The following is a 17026-nucleotide window of genomic DNA, read 5'->3' on the forward strand; positions in this document are numbered from 1 at the left end:
AGCCGACGGCCCGGTCACACGGACGAAATCCACGGCGGATAATGTGAATCATGCCTTCCGTCCGTGCTCTTCCGTCACCGCTCCTGCGCCCGCGCCACTTCGACCGCGACGACGTCGTGGTCCATGCCGGCCTGTTCTCGCTGGTGAACTCGAGTACGACGCCCCGCGCGGCCTGGACCGAGGACCTGATCGCCATCGGCGAGGTCCTCGATGCCGCCGAATTCCCCTACCGCCTCATCCGCGGCACCGACGGCTCGCCCTTCCTCGCGGTGGACCGCGTGCTCGGCGCCGAGCTGGCGACGCTGCTGGCGCGCGCCTTCGCGACCGAGCCCTTCTACGCCAAGACGGTCGACAAGCGGGGCACCCCGCCCCAGCTCCTGGCCGAGGGCGTGCTCGCGCCGTATCCGCGCGCCTCCGTCTTCAAGCTCTTCCGTCCGCGCGTCTCCTCCACGGGATCGCTGCGCTACGGCGCCCGCAGCGGCGTCCGCCTCGAGCTGTGGAAGGTGGGCGAGGAGGAGATCATCACTCCCGCCGAGAACGCGCTCATGCGCAACAGCCTCCCCGTCGCCGAAGCCATCGACGCCCACGTCGAAGCGTACGGCCGCACCTGGCCGACGTTCGAGGGCATGTTCGAGCCGCTCGTCAGCGACATCCGCTTCGAGGTGGACATCGTCTTCTCGTGGGTCGACGGCACCGACCTGGAGTTCCAGCGCGCCCGGGCGGCCCGCATGGCGAGCTACGTGGTGGGCGAGGGCGACGACGCTCCGGCGCGCTTCCGTCAGATCGACGAGCTCAAGTACGCCCTGCGCAGCGTCTACATGTACGCGCCGTGGATCCGGCACATCTACATCGTCACCGACTCCCCGCGCCCGCGCTGGCTGGACGAGCACCCGGACGTCACCCTCGTGCGCAGCGAGGACCACTTCCGCGACCTCTCGGTGCTGCCGACGCACAACTCCCACGCGGTCGAGAGCCAGCTGCACCGCATCCCGGGGCTGGCGGAGCACTTCCTCTACTCCAACGACGACATGTTCTTCGGGCGCCCGGTCGATCCGTCGATCTTCTTCTCGCCCGGGGGCATCACGAAGTTCATCGAGGCGACGACGCGCATCGGCATGGGCGACTCCAACGCCTCCCGCAGCGGCTTCGAGAACGCGGCCCGCGTCAACCGGCGCCTGCTCCGCGAGCGCTTCGGCGCGATGACGACCCGTCACCTCGAGCACGCCGCCACGCCCCTCCGCAAGACCGTGATGGCCGAGCTCGAGGCCGAGTTCGAGCCGGAGTTCACCGCGACCGCCGCGAGCCGCTTCCGCTCCGCGAGCGACGTCTCCGTCACCAACTCGCTCTACCACTACTACGCGCTGATGACCGGCCGCGCGGTCGTGCAGGAGAACGCCTCGGTGAAGTACGTCGACACGACGATGCACCAGGGGCTGAAGGACATGCGCAAGCTCCTCAAGAACCGCGGAGTCGACTTCTTCTGCCTCAACGACGGCAGCTTCCCCGAGATCTCGGCGGAGGCGCGCACCAAGGCCGTCATCGGGTTCCTCGAGGAGTACTACCCGATCCCGGCTCCGTGGGAGCGCGAGGACTGACCGTGGGCTGGGCCGTCGGGGGAGCGGTGGCCGGGCTGCTTCTCGGCCTGGCGAGCTCGCTCGTGTTCCCGGGCATCGGAGTGGGAGCGGGCGTCGGCGTGGGCGTCGCGCTGGCCGCGGCGCTGGCGTTCGCCGGATGGCTGTTCGCGCGGGACCGCGCCGGCGGGCGCTGACACCGCCGGCCGTGTCCGAGGACGCGGTCGACGCGGCGCCCGGAGGCGTCGGGGCGACCCCGACGCCCCGACGCGTCGCTACGCGCTGACGCCCACCCGCTCCACGAGCGGCGGGTAGAGCTCCTCGTCCCGGGCGACCGGGGCCGCCGTCGCCGCGGCGATCTCGACGCCGTGGTCCGCGAGGATCCGCTGCGTCTCGTTCGCCGAGACGTAGGACACCTCGGTCGAGGCGCCGATCGGCACCACCGAGTGCAGCACCGTGCCGTCGTAGACGTGGATCAGGTTGAACGCCTGGGCGCCGTTGCGGGCGCGGGTCGCTCCCACCGGCACGTTGAGGTCCTGGGTGTAGCAGGTGGCCGACGCGACCGAGACCGGGATGCCGGCGAACATCGCCGTCGACGAGTAGTGCAGGTGGCCCGCGATGATGCTGCGGACGTCGGAGCCCTCGAGCACCTCCGCGAGGGCGGGCTGGTCGCGCAGCTCCACGAGGACCGACAGGTCGAGCACGCTCGGCACCGGCGGGTGGTGCAGCGCGAGGATCGTGCCGTGCGGGGCCGGGCTGGAGAGCTCCTCCGCCAGCCAGTCGAGCTGCGCGTCCGAGATCTCGCCGTAGTGGGCGCCGGGCACGGTGGAGTCCAGCGCGATGATCCGGAGCCCGTTGACGTCGTGCACGCGGTCGACCGGCTGCGTGGTCGGGAGCTGGTCGAGCAGCCCCGAGCGGAACGCGCCGCGGTCGTCGTGGTTGCCCATCACCCAGATCACCTCGGCGCCGAGGCGTGCGGCCGCGGGCTCGACGACGGCGCGCAGCTTCGCGTACGCCTCCGGCTCGCCCTTGTCGGCGAGATCACCCGTGATGACGATGGCCTCCGGACGTCCGCCGGACGCCTCCAGCTCGTCGAACAGGAGCCGCAGCTGGGCCTCGCTGTCGACGTCGGAGCCGTACAGGCCGCCGTCTCCGGCGATGAAGTGGGTGTCGCTCAGGTGAAGGATGAAGTGGTTGGGCCGGGGGTACTCGGCCTGGCGGAGGGACATGATCCTCGGGTTCCACGATCGGCGGGAGCCGGATCACGCGACCCGGCGTCGGCACTTGCGCACTGCTCCAGCGGAGGCGACCCCGCTGCGATCAGTCCATCATCGCGGGGTGAACTCCGGGCCAACACCGGTCGGCGCGTCATCGAACGGTTCTCCCAGGTTGCCGGTCGCTGCGCGGTCCTCCCGGACCCCGGAGGACCGCCGCGATCAGAGCCGGGCGAGCAGCCGCGCGTAGAACTCGATGGCGCGCTCGAACTGGTCGGCCTCGACCGACTCGTCGACCCCGTGGATCCCGAGCTGCTGCCGCGGGCTGATCTCGAACGGGATGAAGCGGTAGACGTGGTCGCTGATGGCGTGGAAGTGCCGGGCGTCGCTGCCGCCGGTCTGCACGTAGGGGGCGACGACCGCGTCCGGGAACGACTCCTGCACGACCGCGCGGAGCAGGTCGTACGGCCCGCCGTCGCCGGGCTCGCCGGTGGGGGAGACGGGGGAGGGCTCGTGGGCGACCTTCACCTCGACCTCGACCTCCGGGTCGTCGATGACGGCGCGGATGCGCTCGACCACGCCCGCCACGGTGCCGCCCGGGTTGATCCGCACGTTCGCGGTGGCGCTGGCGCTGGAGGCGAGGACGTTCGCTCCGGTGCTGCCGCGCAGCTCGGTGATCGCGACCGTCGTCCGCAGCATCGCGGCCGAGCGGTTGGAGTGGGCGGCGAGCGCGCCGACGACGGCGTCCGGGTACTCGTGCGGGCGGGCGTACCAGACGGCGTGGGCCGCGTCCGCGTGGTCGGCCGCCGCGCGTACCAGCTGGGCGATCGGCTCCGGGAGGGTCGAGGGGAACGGGTTCTCGGTCAGGCGGTGGATCGCCCTCGCGAGCCGCTGGGTGGCGAGCAGCCCGGGCGGGGGCGGCGGAGCGGAGGCGTGGCCGCCGACGTCGCGGCAGGTCAGCTCGAGGTTCATGATCCCGCGCTCGGTGACGCCGATCACGGCGATCGGGGTGGTGACGCCGGGCAGGATGCCGCGCCGCACGTTCCCGCCCTCGTCGAGCACGAGGCGCGGGCGGACCCCGCGCGCGCCGAGCAGGGCGACGACCGAGGGGGCGCCGTCGCCCGCCGTCTCCTCGTTGTGCGTGGAGAGGAGGTACACGTCGTGCCGGGGCCGCTCGCCCCGCAGGACGGCCGCCTCGACCGCCTCGAGGAGGGCGACGAGGGAGCCCTTGTCGTCGAGGGCGCCGCGCGCCACGACGGAGGTGTGGCCGTCCGCGGCGACGACCGTCTCGGCCGCGAAAGGGTCGTGCGACCACTCCGCCGCCGTCACGCTGACCACGTCGTAGTGGGCCATCAGCACGGCCGGCTCGCCCGGCTCCTCACCGCGCCAGCGCCAGAGGAGGGAGTGGCCGGCGACTGTCTCGAAGTCCAGGGCCGCGTGCAGTGCCGGGTAGAGCTCGGCGACGAGCGTGCGGAACGCCTCGAAGCGGCTCCAATCGGTGGCCGTCTCGTCCGAGTGGGACACCGTCTCGACGCGCAGCAGGGCTTGGAAGCGCTCGAGCGCGGTCGTCGTCACCGGGCTAGCCTACGACGGCGGTGCCGGGCTCCCGGCCCCGGCGAGCGGAGGTGCGCGGTGGGGCTGCCCGAGGTCTGCGTCGTCTACGTCCTCCGCGACGGCCCGCGGGGCGCGGAGGTGCTCCTCGGCCGGAAGCGCAGGGGCCTCGGCGAGGGCCGCGTGGTCGCCCCTGGCGGCAAGCTCGAGCCCGGGGAGTCGCCCGTCGACGCGGCCGTCCGCGAGCTGGAGGAGGAGGCGGGGCTGGTCGCCCTCCCGGCCGACCTGGAGCCGCGCGGCGTGCTCGACTACTCCTTCCCCCACCGGCCGGCGTGGAGTCAGCGCTCGCACGTCTTCCTCTGCCGCCGGGTCGCCGGCGAGGTCACCGAGTCGAGCGAGCTCGCCGCCGCGTTCGTCCCGGTCGACGAGGTGCCCTTCGACCGCATGTGGGACGACGCGCGCCTGTGGCTGCCGGGCGTGCTGCGCGGGGGCGCGCCCGTGCGCCTCCGGGTCGAGTTCGGCGCCGACCTCGCGAGCGTGGCCTCGTGGGGGCCGGCCGACGCTCAGACGAACGTTCCCGCCACCAGCAGCGCCAGCAGCGAGATCACCGAGGCGATCGAGAGCGTCAGCGAGTAGGCGGTGAACGTGCCCCGCACGGTGAGGCCGAGCACGGACTTGAAGAGCCAGAACGCGTTGGCGTTGACCATCCCGAGGAAGAGCGCGCCGGAGCCGGCGGCCAGGGCGATCAGCGCCGGGTTCACGTCGAGCACGGGGATCAGCGGGGCGACGATGCCGACCGCGGTGATCGCGGCCGTCGAGACCGAGCCGATCGCCGCGTGCAGCACGGCCGCGACGACCCAGGTGAGCAGGATCGGCGAGAGGGCCCGCCCGTCGAAGGCGCCGGCGAGCGCGTCGCCGACCCCGGTTCCTCCGACCACGGCGGCGAGGCTGCCGCTGACCCCGGTCAGGACGACGATCGGGCCGCTGCGGGTCAGTGCTCCGCCCAGTGCCGTGGCCACGGCGCCCTTCGGGAGCGTCCGCAGTGCCGTCGCGTAGGCCAGCACCAAGCCGGCCAGCAGCGCGATGTGCGCGTCGCCGAGGAACCGCAGGAGGGGGACGTCGAGCTCGGCCAGCTGGGTGAGCGAGTTCGCGGCGATCAGCACGATGGTGAGGGCGATCGGAGCGACGGCCAGCGCGAGCGGCACCCGCCGCGTCGCGAGCGCCGTGCCTCCCGTGGCCGCGCCCGCCTCGGGCTCGAGAGCGGGCCCCGGGACCGCCCCGCCCTCGAGGTCGCGCTCGTCCCGCCAGCCGCCGCGCTTCACCAGGGCGCTGTACACCAGCACGGTCAGCACGATGGTGACGATGCCCAGCGGGGCGCCGATGGCGACCATCGACGGCAGGGGAGCGCCCGCGATGCCTGCCGTGGCCAGCGCGGCGGCTCCGGGGACGACGAAGACCACGCCCACGATCATCCCGACGATGGAGGAGCCGGCCAGCAGCCCGTAGCCACCGGCACCGAGCCCCCGCGAGGCCAGACGAGTCAGCGGTGCGCTCATCACGACCAGCACGTCGGAGTAGATCGAGGGGAAGGCGACGCCCAGGGTCAGCGCGTAGGCGACCGGGAGCGCGCGCCGACCGAAGCGCTTCACGAGCCAGCGGGCGAGCAGCGGGGCCACGCCCAGCGCCTCCAGGAGCGATCCGAGCAGCAGGCCGAGCGCGATCAGCAGGCCGATGTCGCCGAGGACCGCGCCGAATCCGGACGTCATCGCGGTCACCGTCCCCTCGCCGCCCTGCCCCGAGACGAGGCCGAGCCCGAGGGCCGAGACGAGGAGGGCGATCACCGGCTCGACCTTCAGCACGACGATCAGGACCACGACGGCCACGATCGTGAGCAGGATGAGGAGCACGGGCCAGTAGTCGGTCATGGGCGGTCCTTCTGTCGAGGAGCGGGAGGGCCCGGAGACCGGGTCGCCGCGAGCCGTCCAGCCCCGGCCGTGGTGCGCCGCCAGACGGACGATCGCGCGGATCCGCGGAGCCGGGAGAACGCCGCGGAGATGCGGCGCGTCAGCGGAACATACCGATCCCCGACCCTGCTCCCCGACGTCGACGACTTCCTTCGTCATGCAGCGTCGCGAACACGCGGGCCGGATGCGCACGGTGCTACTTTCACCGGGCAGACGTCCTCGGGGGGAGGACGCAGCCGCATCTCTCCTCCGTGGTCACCGGCATCCGGACGGCCTCCGCCGTCCGACCCGCCAAGCGCCCTCCGTGGGGCGCCGCCGTCAGCGGGCCACACGACAGCGACGCGATCCGGCCCCGCCCGGACGCGCCCGAGCGCAGCAGGAGCACTACCCATGACGGCACAGATCATCGACGCGACCGATCTCGACGAGCTCCGGCGCGTCGGGCAGGAGCTCCGCGAGGGCGCGACCGTCATCGCGCAGACCGACACGAACTACGGCGTGTTCGCCAGCCCCTTCTCGCGCAGCGCCTGCTTCCGCCTCTACGACATGAAGAAGCGGGACGGCGCGAAGCCGCTCACCCTCTTCGTCTCCGCGCCCCGCGACTGGGCGACCTGGGCCTTCGCCCCGGAGACGGCCGACATGGACGCGCTCGTCGCAGCGTTCTGGCCGGGGCCGCTGAACGTCATCCTGCGCCGCAAGCCCGTCGTCCCGGACTGGGTCACCTCGGGCCAGGACACGGTGTCGGTCGTGCACAACCTCAGCGCCCCGATCAACCTGCTCTCGATATTCGCGGGCCTGCCGCTCGCGGCCACCTCCGCCAACATCAGCGGCACGGTGTCGACCGGACTCGTCGACTTCGACCTCGCCGCGGAGCACCTCGGCGGCGACAGCGACTACCTGATCCGCAGCACCACCGCCCCCGACTCCACGATGAGCAGCACGATCGTCTCCCTCGTGGGCGGCGCGTCGATCGTCCGTCAGGGCGACGTGGGCGCCGACGCACTGCGCGTCGTCGTGCCCTCCCTTGTCTGACCTCGGGCGCGGGGACGCCCCGCGCGGCCGCAGCGCCGCCGGGCTGATCACGGTCTACCGGATCGTCTCGCGCGCCTACTTCCACCTGCCCGTGGTCGCGGTGTTCCTGCTGGCGCGGGGCTACCCGATCCTGGCCGTGGCGCTGCTGCTGGCGCTCTACGGAGTGGTGGCGGCGCTCGCCGACGGCCCGCTCTCGCCGCTCACACGCCGCCTGTCCTCGGCGGGCGCGCTCGTCGTCGGCGAGGGCGTGAAGGCACTGGGCCTCGTCGTGATCGTGCTGGACGCGGATCCGGTCGCCGTCGTGATCAGCCAGCTGCTCGCCGGCTGCGGCTTCTCGCTGACGGCCGGGCGGGACGCCGCGCTGGCCTCCTCGCTGCGCGCCGGAGCCGATGCTCGCCGCCAGGAGACGGGGGTGCAGAGCGGAATGTTCCTCGCCTCCTTCGGCGCGGGAGTGCTCGGGGCCGCCTCGCTCGCGCTCTGGGACCGGCTGCCGTTCCTCCTCAGCGCGCTCGTGTCGTGCGCCGCGCTGGCCGTGGTGCTCCTTGCCCGCCTGCCGCTCGGCGCGAGCGCCGCCTCGGGAGTGGCGGCGCGCGCCGTGCGGCCGGCCGTCCTGCCCGCCGCGGTGCGCTTCTGGTCCCTCTACTACTCCGTGAACCGCGCCGTCCTGCTCGCCGCTTACACCTTCGTGATCCCGCTGCTGCTGTTCCAGGAGCTGCGTCTGACGCTGCCCGCGTTCGGCCTGGTGCTCGGCCTCTACACGCTCGCCGGCCTGGCCGCCGCCCGGCTCTCGCCGCTCATCGCCGGCACGCCCCTGGTCTTCCGGCTGACGGCGCTCACCCAGGTGCTGGGCCTCGCCCTGACCACCCTCGGGGTGCTCGGCGCCGCGATCGCCGGCCTGGCCCTGCTCGGGATCGCGGGCGGCTTCGTGCGGCCCGCGACGATGATCGCCCTGGCGCCGGCGATGAACGCGCTCGAGGACGGCGCCCGGGTCGCGGTGATGCGCGGACTGGAGCGCAACCAGGGGATCCTCCAGGCCGTCCTGCTCGTCGGCGCCGGGATACTCGTCCCCCTCACGGGAGGGACCGCGCCGACCCTCATCGTCCTCGTCGTCCTCGCGGTCCTCGCGCAGACGATCGGGGCCGTCTCGATGCGACGACAGGAGAGGAGGGCCGTCACCGCGGAAGCGGAGTGACAGAGGAAGTCCGGGACGAGCCCGCCGACGGCGTCCCTCATCCACGTGCAAGGAGTGAAGCAATGCAGCCCATCTACACGTTCTCCGATTCCGACAGATCGACCCTCCAGCAGTCGCTGCTGGCGGTCGCCATCGACCCCTACAAGGACTACGACCGCTTCCGCGACGCGATCGCCGCGCTGATCGACAGCGGCGACGTCCCGCAGGGCTTCGTCGACGCGCTCGCCCGCATCCGGCGCGAGCGCGACGAGAAGATCACCTACGCGCACCTGATCTCGAACAACCCGGTCGACGACGAGATCCCCTGGCTCGACCAGGACGACGCGCTCGAGGACAAGTACCGCAAGAAGCTGACGTTCGTCGGCGAGGGCCTGCTCGAGCTGCAGTCGCAGTACCTCGGCTCGCCGCTGCTCGCGTACGCCACCCGCAACAACGGCGACTTCTTCCAGGACGTCTACGCCGACAACCGCTTCTCGAACACCCAGACGCAGAAGACCGACGGCGAGCTGTACTGGCACAACGAGCGGACCGCGCACCCGGTGCGCGCCGACTTCATCTCGCTCCTGGGACTGCGCACGCCCGAGACCGACCTCGTCTACACGAAGTACGTCGACGGCCGCGAGATCCTGCGCTTCATCTCACCCGAGAACCAGGCGCTCCTGCGCGAGGCGGTCTACATCACCCCGTTCGACGAGCTCTCGCGCGCCCAGAACAAGAACCAGATCGTGTCGGACCAGCACGCTCTGCTCGAGAACGAGCACAGCTTCCGCTACTACGACACCCGGACGGTGCCGGCCGACCCGGACGACCTGCCGCACCTGTGGGCGCTCTGGCAGTTCCGCGATGCGCTCTCGAAGGTCAGCGAGCAGTACCACCGGATCCGCGACGCGGACCTGCTGATCATCGCGAACCAGGACGGCCTGCACAGCCGTCAGCTCGTCGACGTCCAGGACCGCGACAAGACCCGCTTCCGCTGGCTGCTGAAGACGTACTCGTTCCGCGACGCGGCGACCGCGGACCGCCACTCCGACTACTGGCTCGACGGCGTCCGCGGCCGAGTCACCGACTGAGAGAGAAGGAGAACGACATGACCGATCTGACCAGGAGCACGCCCCCGCACCCGCTCGACTTCCTGCCCGCGACGGCGCCCCTGGAGGTGTCCAGCGACGACGTGACCGACGGCGAGCGGCTCGCCGAGGCCCAGGGGAGCGGCGACACCAGCCCGTCCCTGCGCTGGAGCGCCGGCCCCGAGGGCACGCAGTCGTACGCCGTGACCGTGTTCGACCCCGATGCGCCGACCCTCGGCGGCATCCACCACTGGGTCCTGGTCGACATCCCGAAGGAGGTCACCGAGCTGGCCGCCGGCTCGACGGAAGTGGGGCGCCCGGCGCTCAACGACCTCGGGTCGCTCGCCTACGCCGGTGCGGCCCCGCCGCCCGGTGACCGCCCGCACCGCTACCTCTTCACGGTGCACGCGCTCGGAGTGCCGACGCTGCCGGTCGACGAGTCGACTCCGGCCTCGCTGGTCGGCTTCCATCTGACCGTCAACACGCTCGCGCGAGGCTCGCTCACGGCCCTCGCCTGAGCCGTCCCGTCGGCGCGCGCGGCGCGGACGGGCGCGCACCGGGCACCGGAGTCGATCCGGAGCCCGGTGCGCGTCCGTTCGCGGCATCACCGCCGCGGACGACGGGAGGCGATCCGCTAGGCTTCCGCTCGGCCGGGGCCCCGCCCATGGCGTCTCTGGACACCACGAAAGGGAAAGAATGACCAGCACGACGGTGATCGAATGGCGTGAGCAGGCTCCTGCGGAAGCGGTGGACGCGCTCTACGCCCCCGGTGGACTGGTCGTCTGCGCGACCAAGGTCGGCTACATCCTGATGACGACCGACGGAGCGGGCCTCGAGCGCAAGTTCTCGGCCAAGCAGCGCAACCGCAACAAGCCGGGCGTCGTGCTCTGCTCCAGCATCGAGCAGCTCACCGAGCTCGCCGAGCTCAACGAGGAGGTCCTCGCCTTCTACCAGAAGCACTGGGACCAGGACGTCCTGCTCGGCTGCATCCTCCCGTGGAAGGCCGAGGCCGTCGACCTGATCGACGAGGACGCCCGCGAGCTGGTCCGCGACGGACGGGGCACCAGCTGCTTCGTCATCCGCTTCGGCCGCCCGGCCGAGCAGCTGGTCGCCACCATGTGGGAGCGCGACCGCACCCTCACCTTCGCCAGCTCGGCCAACCCCTCGGGCGTGGGCAACCGCGGCCGCGTCGCGAACATCGGCGAGCGGATCGAGAACGAGGCCGACGTCATCGTCTCGGCCGACTCCTACGTCTCCTCGATCCAGCCGGACAAGGACGAGGACTCCCGCCACGAGCAGGGCGTCATGGTCTCGATGGTGGACGCCTCGGGCGCCCTCATCCCCGTGCAGGGCGGCGAGCGCTCGATCACCCCGGGCCCCGTGCTGATCCGCCGCGGCCTCGACTACGAGCGCATCATGCTGAACCTCGCCGAGCAGTTCAACTCCTGGGACTACCGCCAGGGCGAGTACTACTGATCCGGTGAGGGATCGGATCGACGGCCGGGCCGGGGCGCGCCCCCGGCCCGGCCGTCGTCGTTGCACCGCCAGGACTCCAGCAGGCCGTGAGGGGTCGTCGACCCCTCGCTTCACCGGCGGCCGACGCTCGCCGGCCCCCTCGAGGACCTCGTGATCGACGTCTCCGATGGCGCGGAGCCCCGCGCGCTGCGCGTTCTCGGGTGGGCCGCAGCCGTCTCCCTCCTCCCGGTCGGCGTGACGGCGGCGCTGGCGGGACTCGGAGCGCTCGTGGAACCCGGCTTCGCCTCCCTCCTCCTCTTCCTCGCGGCGGTCGGGCTCCTTCCTGGAGCGCTCGTCTTCGTCCTCCGGTGTGCGGCGCTGGCACTTCGGCGATCGACGTCGACACCGTCGCTCGCTCCGGCCCTCGTCCTGGTTCCAGCGTGGCTGGCAGCCCTAATCGTCGTGTCGCCGTCGATAGCGCTCGTGGTCGGCGTGGCCGACGGGCAGCCGAGCGCGAGCAGTGTCCTGCAGGCGGTCGCTCCGGGCCCGGCGCTCCTCGTCGCCGTCCCGCCGAGCATCCTCGCTCTGGGCCTCTCCCTGCTGCTTCTCGCGCTCGGGCGACGGCGGCTCCGCCGGTCCGGTGAGCCACGGCACGAGGAGCGGGCGCCCGGATGGTACGAGTGATCGCGGGCGAGTCCCGCCGTCAGAGCTCCAGCACGTCGCCCGGCTCGAGGGCGTGGTACTCGCCGCCGCCCTCGCGCACCGCCCAGCCGAGCCGGTCGTGGCCGAGCGAGCGCCCCGCCTCCGAGAGCACCTGCTCGTGGGTCGCGAAGGCGTGCCGCGGGGCGAGCTCGAGCACGTAGTCCATCGCCTCGGCGATCTTCATCCACGGTGCTCCCGAGGGAGCAGCGAGGATCTCGACATCGAGGCCCTCCGGCACTGTGAACGAGTCGCCGGCGTAGTAGACCCGGCCGTTCACCAGGACGCCCACGTTGTCGATCACGGGGATGCTGCGGTGGATCACCGCGTGACGGGAGCCGAAGAAGCGCAGCTCGAACGGGCCCACCGTCACGACATCGCCGTCGGCGACCGTCTCGACGTCGAAGCCCTCGGCGGCGGCGGCGACCCCGGCCGGGCCGAGGATCCGCAGCGACGGGGCCGCGTCGCGCAGGCGCTGCAGCTGCTCCGGGGTCCAGTGGTCGGCGTGCTCGTGGGTGAGCACCACGGCGACGGTGTCGGCCGTCCCCTCGACGGGCCGGGTGAAGGACCCCGGATCGATCACCAGCCGGGCGCCGTCCTCCTCGATCAGGACGGCGGCGTGCTCGAGTTTCGTCAGTCTCATGCCCCGAGCCAACCGCCTCGGCAGGCGGCGGGCAAGGCCCCGGCCGAGCGGAGACCGGGTGGGCCGGGCGCTCGATTTGCATCGATGCGGATCCGTGTGCAACACTCTTCGAGTTGCAAAAACGCGGCCCCATCGTTTAGCGGCCTAGGACGTCGCCCTCTCACGGCGGTAACGCGGGTTCAAATCCCGCTGGGGTCACCACGGCAACACGAGAAGAACCCCCGGTCTGACCGGGGGTTCTTCTCGTTTAACACCCGGGTGCTCGCGACGCGGCACCCGCTCGACGCATCGCGCCGATCGCCTCGTTCCCGCTCCGCCTCCCCGGGGCCGCATCCCGCCGGATCGGCGCTAGGATCGCATCCGCGAAGGGGAGTATCCCGCCTTTCCGCTCCCGTCAGTACGCACCGCCCCTGCGCGGTGCCGGGGGCGGGACGGGTGACGCGGACCGGCACGGCCGTCCGCTCCCCGGGGAGAGACTTTCGGCCCCCACCCACTCGGAAGGCCCTCATGCTCGATCTGCCCGTCTGGTTCGTGATCGGCTCGTTCGTCGTCCTGAGCCTGATCCTCGCCGCCGACCTGCTGCTGGTCTACAAACGCCCGCACGTGCCGAGCCTGAAGGAGTCCGGCCTCTGGGTCGGCTTCTACGTCACGCTCGCGCTGATCTTCGCGCTGGCGATGCTGATCCTCGGCGGCGGCGAGCTCGCGGGCCAGTTCGTCGCGGGCTGGCTGACCGAGTACAGCCTCTCGATCGACAACCTGTTCGTCTTCGTCATCATCATGGGCCGCTTCGCGGTGCCGGCGAAGCTGCAGCAGGAGGTGCTGATGGTGGGCATCATCATCGCGCTGGTCTTCCGCGGGATCTTCATCCTCCTCGGCGCGCAGCTCATCGAGAGCTTCAGCTGGATCTTCTACCTGTTCGGCGCGTTCCTGGTCTACACGGCGTGGAACCAGGCGTTCGGCAAGGAGGACGAGGACGAGGGCACGGACAACCTGCTCATCCGCCTCCTGCGCAAGCGCGTGAGGATCTCGGACGAGTTCGACGGCTCGAAGATCCGCACGGTCAAGAACGGCACGACGTTCTTCACCCCGATGCTGATCGTCTTCCTGGCGATCGGCTCGACCGACCTGCTCTTCGCGCTCGACTCGATCCCCGCGATCTTCGGCATCACGGAGAGCCCGTTCATCGTCTTCACCGCGAACATCTTCGCCCTGATGGGGCTCCGCCAGCTCTACTTCCTGCTCGGCGGCCTCATCGACAAGCTCGAGTACCTCAAGTACGGCATCGCGTTCATCCTCGCCTTCATCGGTGTGAAGCTCGTCCTGCACGCCCTGCACGAGAACGACCTGCCCTTCATCAACGGCGGCGATCCCGTGCCGGTGTGGGACATCGACACGATCACCTCGCTGGTGGTCATCGTCCTGAGCATGACCGTCGCGACGCTCGCGAGCCTGGCGAAGATGCGCCGCGAGCACCGCCACATCGAGATGCACGACGGGCACCCCGAGGTCGTCTCGGACGACGCCCGCTCGGCCGCCGAGGAGAAGTGACCCCGCGATGACGACCACCACCGTCGACCTGCCCCAGGGGGCGCTGCGGCTCGCCGTCAGCAGCAGCACCGACGTCGGAGCCGTCCGCCGGGTCAACGAGGACTCCCTCCTCGCCGACGAGCTGCTGCTCGCGGTCGCCGACGGGATGGGCGGGCACGCCCGCGGCGACCTCGCGAGCGCCGCGGCGGTCGGGGCTCTGCACGAGAACCGGCCGACGGCCCTCGGACCTGTCGACGCGGTGTTCGACCTGGTCGAGGGCGCCAACACGGCGGTGCGCGCGCTGGACGTGGGCGGTGCGCTCTGCGGCACGACGCTCACGGGGCTGATGCTCGTCCTGCCCGAGCCCTCCGGGCCCGCCCGCTGGGCTCTCTTCAACGTCGGCGACTCCCGCGTCTACCGCTGGGACGGGACGGAGCTCGAGCAGCTGACCGTCGACCACTCGGCCGTGCAGGAGCTCGTCTCGGCGGGCCTGCTCACGCGGGAGTCCGCCGAGTCGCACCCGGACCGCAACATCGTCACCCGCGCCCTCGGCGCCGACGAGGAGGTCGAGACGGACGTCTGGACGCTGCCCGTCGTGCCGCGCGCCAGCTACCTGCTCTGCTCCGACGGGCTGACGAAGGAGCTCTCCGACCAGCGGATCGCCGCCCTGTTCGCCCGCCGCGACTCCGGCGACCCTGCCGACCTCGCTCAGGCGCTCGTGCGTGCGGCGGTCGAGGCCGGCGGACGGGACAACGTCACCGTCGTCGTCGTCGACGCCGTGCTCGACGCCCGCGCCTGAGCCGGCGACTCCGTGCCGCGCCCGCCCGGGAGGCGGGGGAGCGCGGTGCTATTCTCGGTCCATGCTGAGTGGCCCGCACCTCCTTCCGTGCCGCGACGAGACCTCGAACTGACGGCCTCCCTCGTCGCGGTGCCTCGTCCGGCCGAGCAGCGACTCCAGGAGGAGAAGGAACCGTCATGATCGAGACCACACCCGGCACAGCCGCGCCCGCGTCGAGTGGAGCAGGGACCGGCAGGAGAGCCGAGAAGCCGCGCACCCTCGCCGAGAAGGTCTGGGACGACCACGTCGTCGTCGCGGGTGAGAACGGCGCTCCCGACCTGCTCTACATCGACCTGCACCTGCTGCACGAGGTGACCAGCCCGCAGCCGTTCGACGGCCTGCGTGCCGCGGGGCGCCCGCTGCGCCGGCCGGACCTCACCATCGCCACCGAGGACCACAACACGCCGACCCTCGAGATCGGACGCCCCATCGAGGATCCGATCAGCCGCACCCAGATCGACGCGCTGCGCCGCAACGCCGGCGAGTTCGGCGTCCGCCTGCACTCCCTGGGCGACGTCGAGCAGGGCATCGTGCATGTCGTCGGCCCCCAGTTGGGCCTGACGATGCCCGGCGTCACGGTGGTCTGCGGCGACTCGCACACCTCCACGCACGGCGCGTTCGGCGCGATCGCCTTCGGCATCGGCACGAGCGAGGTCGAGCACGTGATGGCGACGCAGACGCTGCCGCTGCAACCCTTCAAGACGATGGCGATCACGGTCGAGGGCACGCTGAAGGAGGGGGTGACGGCCAAGGACATCATCCTCGCGGTCATCGCCCGCATCGGCACCGGCGGCGGCCAGGGCTACATCCTCGAGTACCGCGGCTCCGCGATCCGCGCGCTCTCGATGGAGGGCCGGATGACGATCTGCAATATGTCGATCGAGGCGGGTGCGCGGGCCGGCATGGTCGCGCCGGACGAGACGACCTTCGCCTACCTGCACGGCCGCCCGCACGCTCCGGCGGGCGAGGACTGGGACGCCGCGGTCGCCTACTGGCGGACGCTGCCGAGCGACGAGGGCGCCGTGTTCGACGCCGAGGTCGTGATCGACGCCGACGCGCTCGAGCCGTTCGTCACCTGGGGCACGAACCCCGGCCAGGGCGTCTCGCTCTCGCAGGCGGTACCGGACCCTGACGTCCTCGACGATCCGAACGAGCGCGCCAGCGCTCTGCGAGCGCTGGAGTACATGGCGCTGGAGCCCGGCACGCCGATGAAGGAGATCCCGGTCGACGTGGTCTTCATGGGCTCCTGCACCAACTCGCGGATCGAGGACCTGCGGGCCTTCGCTGCCGTCGTCGAGGGGCGCACCAAGGCCCCCGGCGTCCGCGTGATGGTCGTCCCCGGCTCCGCCCGGGTGCGGCTCGAGGCCGAGGCCGAGGGGATCGACCGGATCGTCACCGCGTTCGGCGCGGAGTGGCGCTTCGCCGGCTGCTCGATGTGCCTCGGGATGAACACCGACCAGCTCGTCCTGGGGGAGCGCGTGGCCTCCACGTCCAACCGCAACTTCGAGGGTCGTCAGGGCAAGGGGGCGAAGACCCACCTCGTCTCGCCCCTCGTCGCCGCGGCCACGGCCGTGCGCGGCACCCTCTCCAGTCCCTCCGATCTGGAGCCGGTCCGCGAGAGAGCAGGAGTCTGACCGTGCAGAAGTTCGAGACCGTCACCGCGATCGCCGCGCCCCTGAAGCGCGCCAACGTCGACACCGACCAGATCCTCCCCGGCATCTACCTCCGCCGCATCACGAAGACCGGCTTCGAGGACGCGCTCTTCCACGGCTGGCGGCAGGACGCGGACTTCGTCCTCAACCAGGAGCGCTACCGCGGCGCCGGCATCCTCGTCGCCGGCCCCGACTTCGCCATCGGCTCCAGCCGCGAGCACGCCGTCTGGGCGCTGCGCGACTTCGGCTTCCGGGTCGTCATCTCCCCCCGCTTCGGCGACATCTTCCGGGGCAACGCCGGCAAGCAGGGACTGCTCGCGGCCGTCGTCTCGGAGCCCGACGTCGAGCGGCTGTGGGAGATCATCGAGGGCACCCCGGGAATAGAACCGACGGTGGATCTGGTTGCGCGTACGGTCACCGCCGGTGGCGAGACCTTCGACTTCGAGATCGACGACTACACTCGATGGCGCCTGATCGAGGGCCTGGACGACATCGGCCTGACCCTGCGCGACGAAGCGCTCATTTCCGAATTCGAGACCCGCCGCGAGAGCTGGCGGCCCAAGACATTGCCGGTGAAATAGCGTGAACACACTTCTTCAGGACGCCAAGGCCCTCCAGGAC

General features: G+C 71.6%; 17 protein-coding genes and 1 tRNA gene. 14 read left to right on the forward strand and 4 right to left on the reverse strand.

Features of this window, described 5'->3' with window-relative positions; all coding sequences use genetic code 11:
* Nucleotides 1–50 precede the first annotated feature (50 nt).
* Both C5D66_RS01920 and C5D66_RS17000 read left to right on the forward strand, forming a co-directional pair.
* Nucleotides 51–1595 (forward strand): stealth family protein, encoded by a 1545-nt coding sequence (locus C5D66_RS01920; RefSeq protein WP_104233778.1) that lies wholly within the window; start codon nt 51–53, stop codon nt 1593–1595.
* Nucleotides 1596–1597: 2 nt separating this feature from the next.
* Nucleotides 1598–1768 (forward strand): hypothetical protein, encoded by a 171-nt coding sequence (locus C5D66_RS17000; RefSeq protein ID WP_159939285.1) that lies wholly within the window; start codon nt 1598–1600, stop codon nt 1766–1768.
* 78 nt (nt 1769–1846) lie between these two features.
* On the opposite strand, the gene C5D66_RS01925 is transcribed toward C5D66_RS17000, so the two are convergent.
* Both C5D66_RS01925 and C5D66_RS01930 read right to left on the reverse strand, forming a co-directional pair.
* On the reverse strand, nt 1847–2800 hold the full coding sequence (locus C5D66_RS01925; protein WP_104249612.1) for a phosphodiesterase: 954 nt from the start codon (nt 2798–2800) through the stop codon (nt 1847–1849).
* Nucleotides 2801–3007: 207 nt separating this feature from the next.
* Nucleotides 3008–4360, reverse strand: a complete 1353-nt coding sequence (locus tag C5D66_RS01930; RefSeq protein ID WP_104274271.1) for a M20/M25/M40 family metallo-hydrolase — start codon at nt 4358–4360, stop codon at nt 3008–3010.
* Between the two features lie 57 nt (nt 4361–4417).
* Between C5D66_RS01930 and C5D66_RS01935 the strand changes: the two genes are divergently transcribed.
* Nucleotides 4418–4972, forward strand: coding sequence for an 8-oxo-dGTP diphosphatase (locus tag C5D66_RS01935; protein WP_181028703.1), 555 nt, complete (start codon nt 4418–4420; stop codon nt 4970–4972).
* Here C5D66_RS01935 and C5D66_RS01940 read toward each other — a convergent pair.
* A complete protein-coding gene (locus C5D66_RS01940) occupies nt 4900–6261 on the reverse strand; it encodes a GntP family permease (RefSeq protein WP_181028702.1) in 1362 nt (453 codons plus the stop codon). The genes C5D66_RS01935 and C5D66_RS01940 overlap by 73 nt on opposite strands.
* 429 nt (nt 6262–6690) lie before the next feature.
* Here C5D66_RS01940 and C5D66_RS01945 point away from each other — a divergent pair, with 429 nt between their 5' ends.
* The 6 genes from C5D66_RS01945 to C5D66_RS01970 all read left to right on the forward strand — a co-directional run bounded on the left by C5D66_RS01945 (nt 6691) and on the right by C5D66_RS01970 (nt 11730).
* Nucleotides 6691–7332: an L-threonylcarbamoyladenylate synthase gene (locus tag C5D66_RS01945; RefSeq protein ID WP_104225616.1), complete on the forward strand. Its 642-nt coding sequence runs from the start codon at nt 6691–6693 to the stop codon at nt 7330–7332.
* Complete coding sequence (locus C5D66_RS01950) at nt 7325–8524, forward strand: hypothetical protein (protein ID WP_104255119.1); 1200 nt, start codon at nt 7325–7327, stop codon at nt 8522–8524. Before C5D66_RS01945 ends, C5D66_RS01950 begins: the two co-directional genes overlap by 8 nt.
* Before the next feature lie 62 nt (nt 8525–8586).
* Entirely contained in the window at nt 8587–9594 is a 1008-nt protein-coding gene (locus tag C5D66_RS01955; RefSeq protein WP_104223082.1) for a TauD/TfdA family dioxygenase, read from the forward strand.
* Between the two features lie 17 nt (nt 9595–9611).
* On the forward strand, nt 9612–10109 hold the full coding sequence (locus C5D66_RS01960) for a YbhB/YbcL family Raf kinase inhibitor-like protein (protein ID WP_104223083.1): 498 nt from the start codon (nt 9612–9614) through the stop codon (nt 10107–10109).
* 178 nt (nt 10110–10287) lie between these two features.
* Nucleotides 10288–11067, forward strand: a complete 780-nt coding sequence (locus tag C5D66_RS01965) for an L-threonylcarbamoyladenylate synthase (protein ID WP_104223084.1) — start codon at nt 10288–10290, stop codon at nt 11065–11067.
* A 150-nt stretch (nt 11068–11217) separates the two neighbouring features.
* On the forward strand, nt 11218–11730 hold the full coding sequence (locus C5D66_RS01970) for a hypothetical protein (RefSeq protein ID WP_104255120.1): 513 nt from the start codon (nt 11218–11220) through the stop codon (nt 11728–11730).
* 19 nt (nt 11731–11749) lie between these two features.
* On the opposite strand, the gene C5D66_RS01975 is transcribed toward C5D66_RS01970, so the two are convergent.
* The gene (locus C5D66_RS01975) at nt 11750–12388 is read right to left on the reverse strand and encodes an MBL fold metallo-hydrolase (RefSeq protein ID WP_104255121.1); all 639 of its coding nucleotides are present in this window, start codon (nt 12386–12388) and stop codon (nt 11750–11752) included.
* 125 nt (nt 12389–12513) lie between these two features.
* Between C5D66_RS01975 and C5D66_RS01980 the strand changes: the two genes are divergently transcribed.
* The 5 genes from C5D66_RS01980 (at nt 12514) to leuD (ending at nt 16986) form a co-directional block, all read left to right on the forward strand.
* Nucleotides 12514–12589, forward strand: a tRNA-Glu gene (locus C5D66_RS01980).
* A gap of 306 nt (nt 12590–12895) precedes the next feature.
* Nucleotides 12896–13936, forward strand: coding sequence for a TerC family protein (locus tag C5D66_RS01985; RefSeq protein ID WP_104255122.1), 1041 nt, complete (start codon nt 12896–12898; stop codon nt 13934–13936).
* Nucleotides 13937–13943: 7 nt separating this feature from the next.
* Complete coding sequence (locus tag C5D66_RS01990; RefSeq protein WP_104255123.1) at nt 13944–14714, forward strand: PP2C family serine/threonine-protein phosphatase; 771 nt, start codon at nt 13944–13946, stop codon at nt 14712–14714.
* Nucleotides 14715–14890: 176 nt separating this feature from the next.
* Nucleotides 14891–16387 carry a 3-isopropylmalate dehydratase large subunit gene (gene leuC / locus C5D66_RS01995; RefSeq protein ID WP_104223088.1) on the forward strand — a complete coding sequence of 499 codons (1497 nt, stop codon included), beginning with the start codon at nt 14891–14893 and terminating at the stop codon, nt 16385–16387.
* A gap of 2 nt (nt 16388–16389) precedes the next feature.
* Nucleotides 16390–16986: a 3-isopropylmalate dehydratase small subunit gene (gene leuD, locus C5D66_RS02000; protein WP_104223089.1), complete on the forward strand. Its 597-nt coding sequence runs from the start codon at nt 16390–16392 to the stop codon at nt 16984–16986.
* Nucleotides 16987–17026 lie beyond the last annotated feature (40 nt).

Origin of the sequence: Rathayibacter sp. AY1B4 (assembly GCF_002932815.1) — a bacterium.
GTDB lineage: Bacteria > Actinomycetota > Actinomycetes > Actinomycetales > Microbacteriaceae > Rathayibacter.

Excerpts from the sequence above, each read along its gene's own strand:
- C5D66_RS01960 (WP_104223083.1), top strand. The coding sequence starts at position 9,612 with ATGACCGATCTGACCAGGAGCACGCCCCCGCACCCGCTCGACTTCCTG.
- C5D66_RS01920 (WP_104233778.1), top strand. The coding sequence starts at position 51 with ATGCCTTCCGTCCGTGCTCTTCCGTCACCGCTCCTGCGCCCGCGCCAC.
- C5D66_RS01955 (WP_104223082.1), top strand. The coding sequence starts at position 8,587 with ATGCAGCCCATCTACACGTTCTCCGATTCCGACAGATCGACCCTCCAG.
- C5D66_RS01945 (WP_104225616.1), top strand. The coding sequence starts at position 6,691 with ATGACGGCACAGATCATCGACGCGACCGATCTCGACGAGCTCCGGCGC.
- C5D66_RS01940 (WP_181028702.1), bottom strand. The coding sequence starts at position 6,261 with ATGACCGACTACTGGCCCGTGCTCCTCATCCTGCTCACGATCGTGGCC.
- leuC (WP_104223088.1), top strand. The coding sequence starts at position 14,891 with ATGATCGAGACCACACCCGGCACAGCCGCGCCCGCGTCGAGTGGAGCA.
- C5D66_RS01925 (WP_104249612.1), bottom strand. The coding sequence starts at position 2,800 with ATGTCCCTCCGCCAGGCCGAGTACCCCCGGCCCAACCACTTCATCCTT.
- C5D66_RS01965 (WP_104223084.1), top strand. The coding sequence starts at position 10,288 with ATGACCAGCACGACGGTGATCGAATGGCGTGAGCAGGCTCCTGCGGAA.
- C5D66_RS01975 (WP_104255121.1), bottom strand. The coding sequence starts at position 12,388 with ATGAGACTGACGAAACTCGAGCACGCCGCCGTCCTGATCGAGGAGGAC.
- C5D66_RS01990 (WP_104255123.1), top strand. The coding sequence starts at position 13,944 with ATGACGACCACCACCGTCGACCTGCCCCAGGGGGCGCTGCGGCTCGCC.
- C5D66_RS01985 (WP_104255122.1), top strand. The coding sequence starts at position 12,896 with ATGCTCGATCTGCCCGTCTGGTTCGTGATCGGCTCGTTCGTCGTCCTG.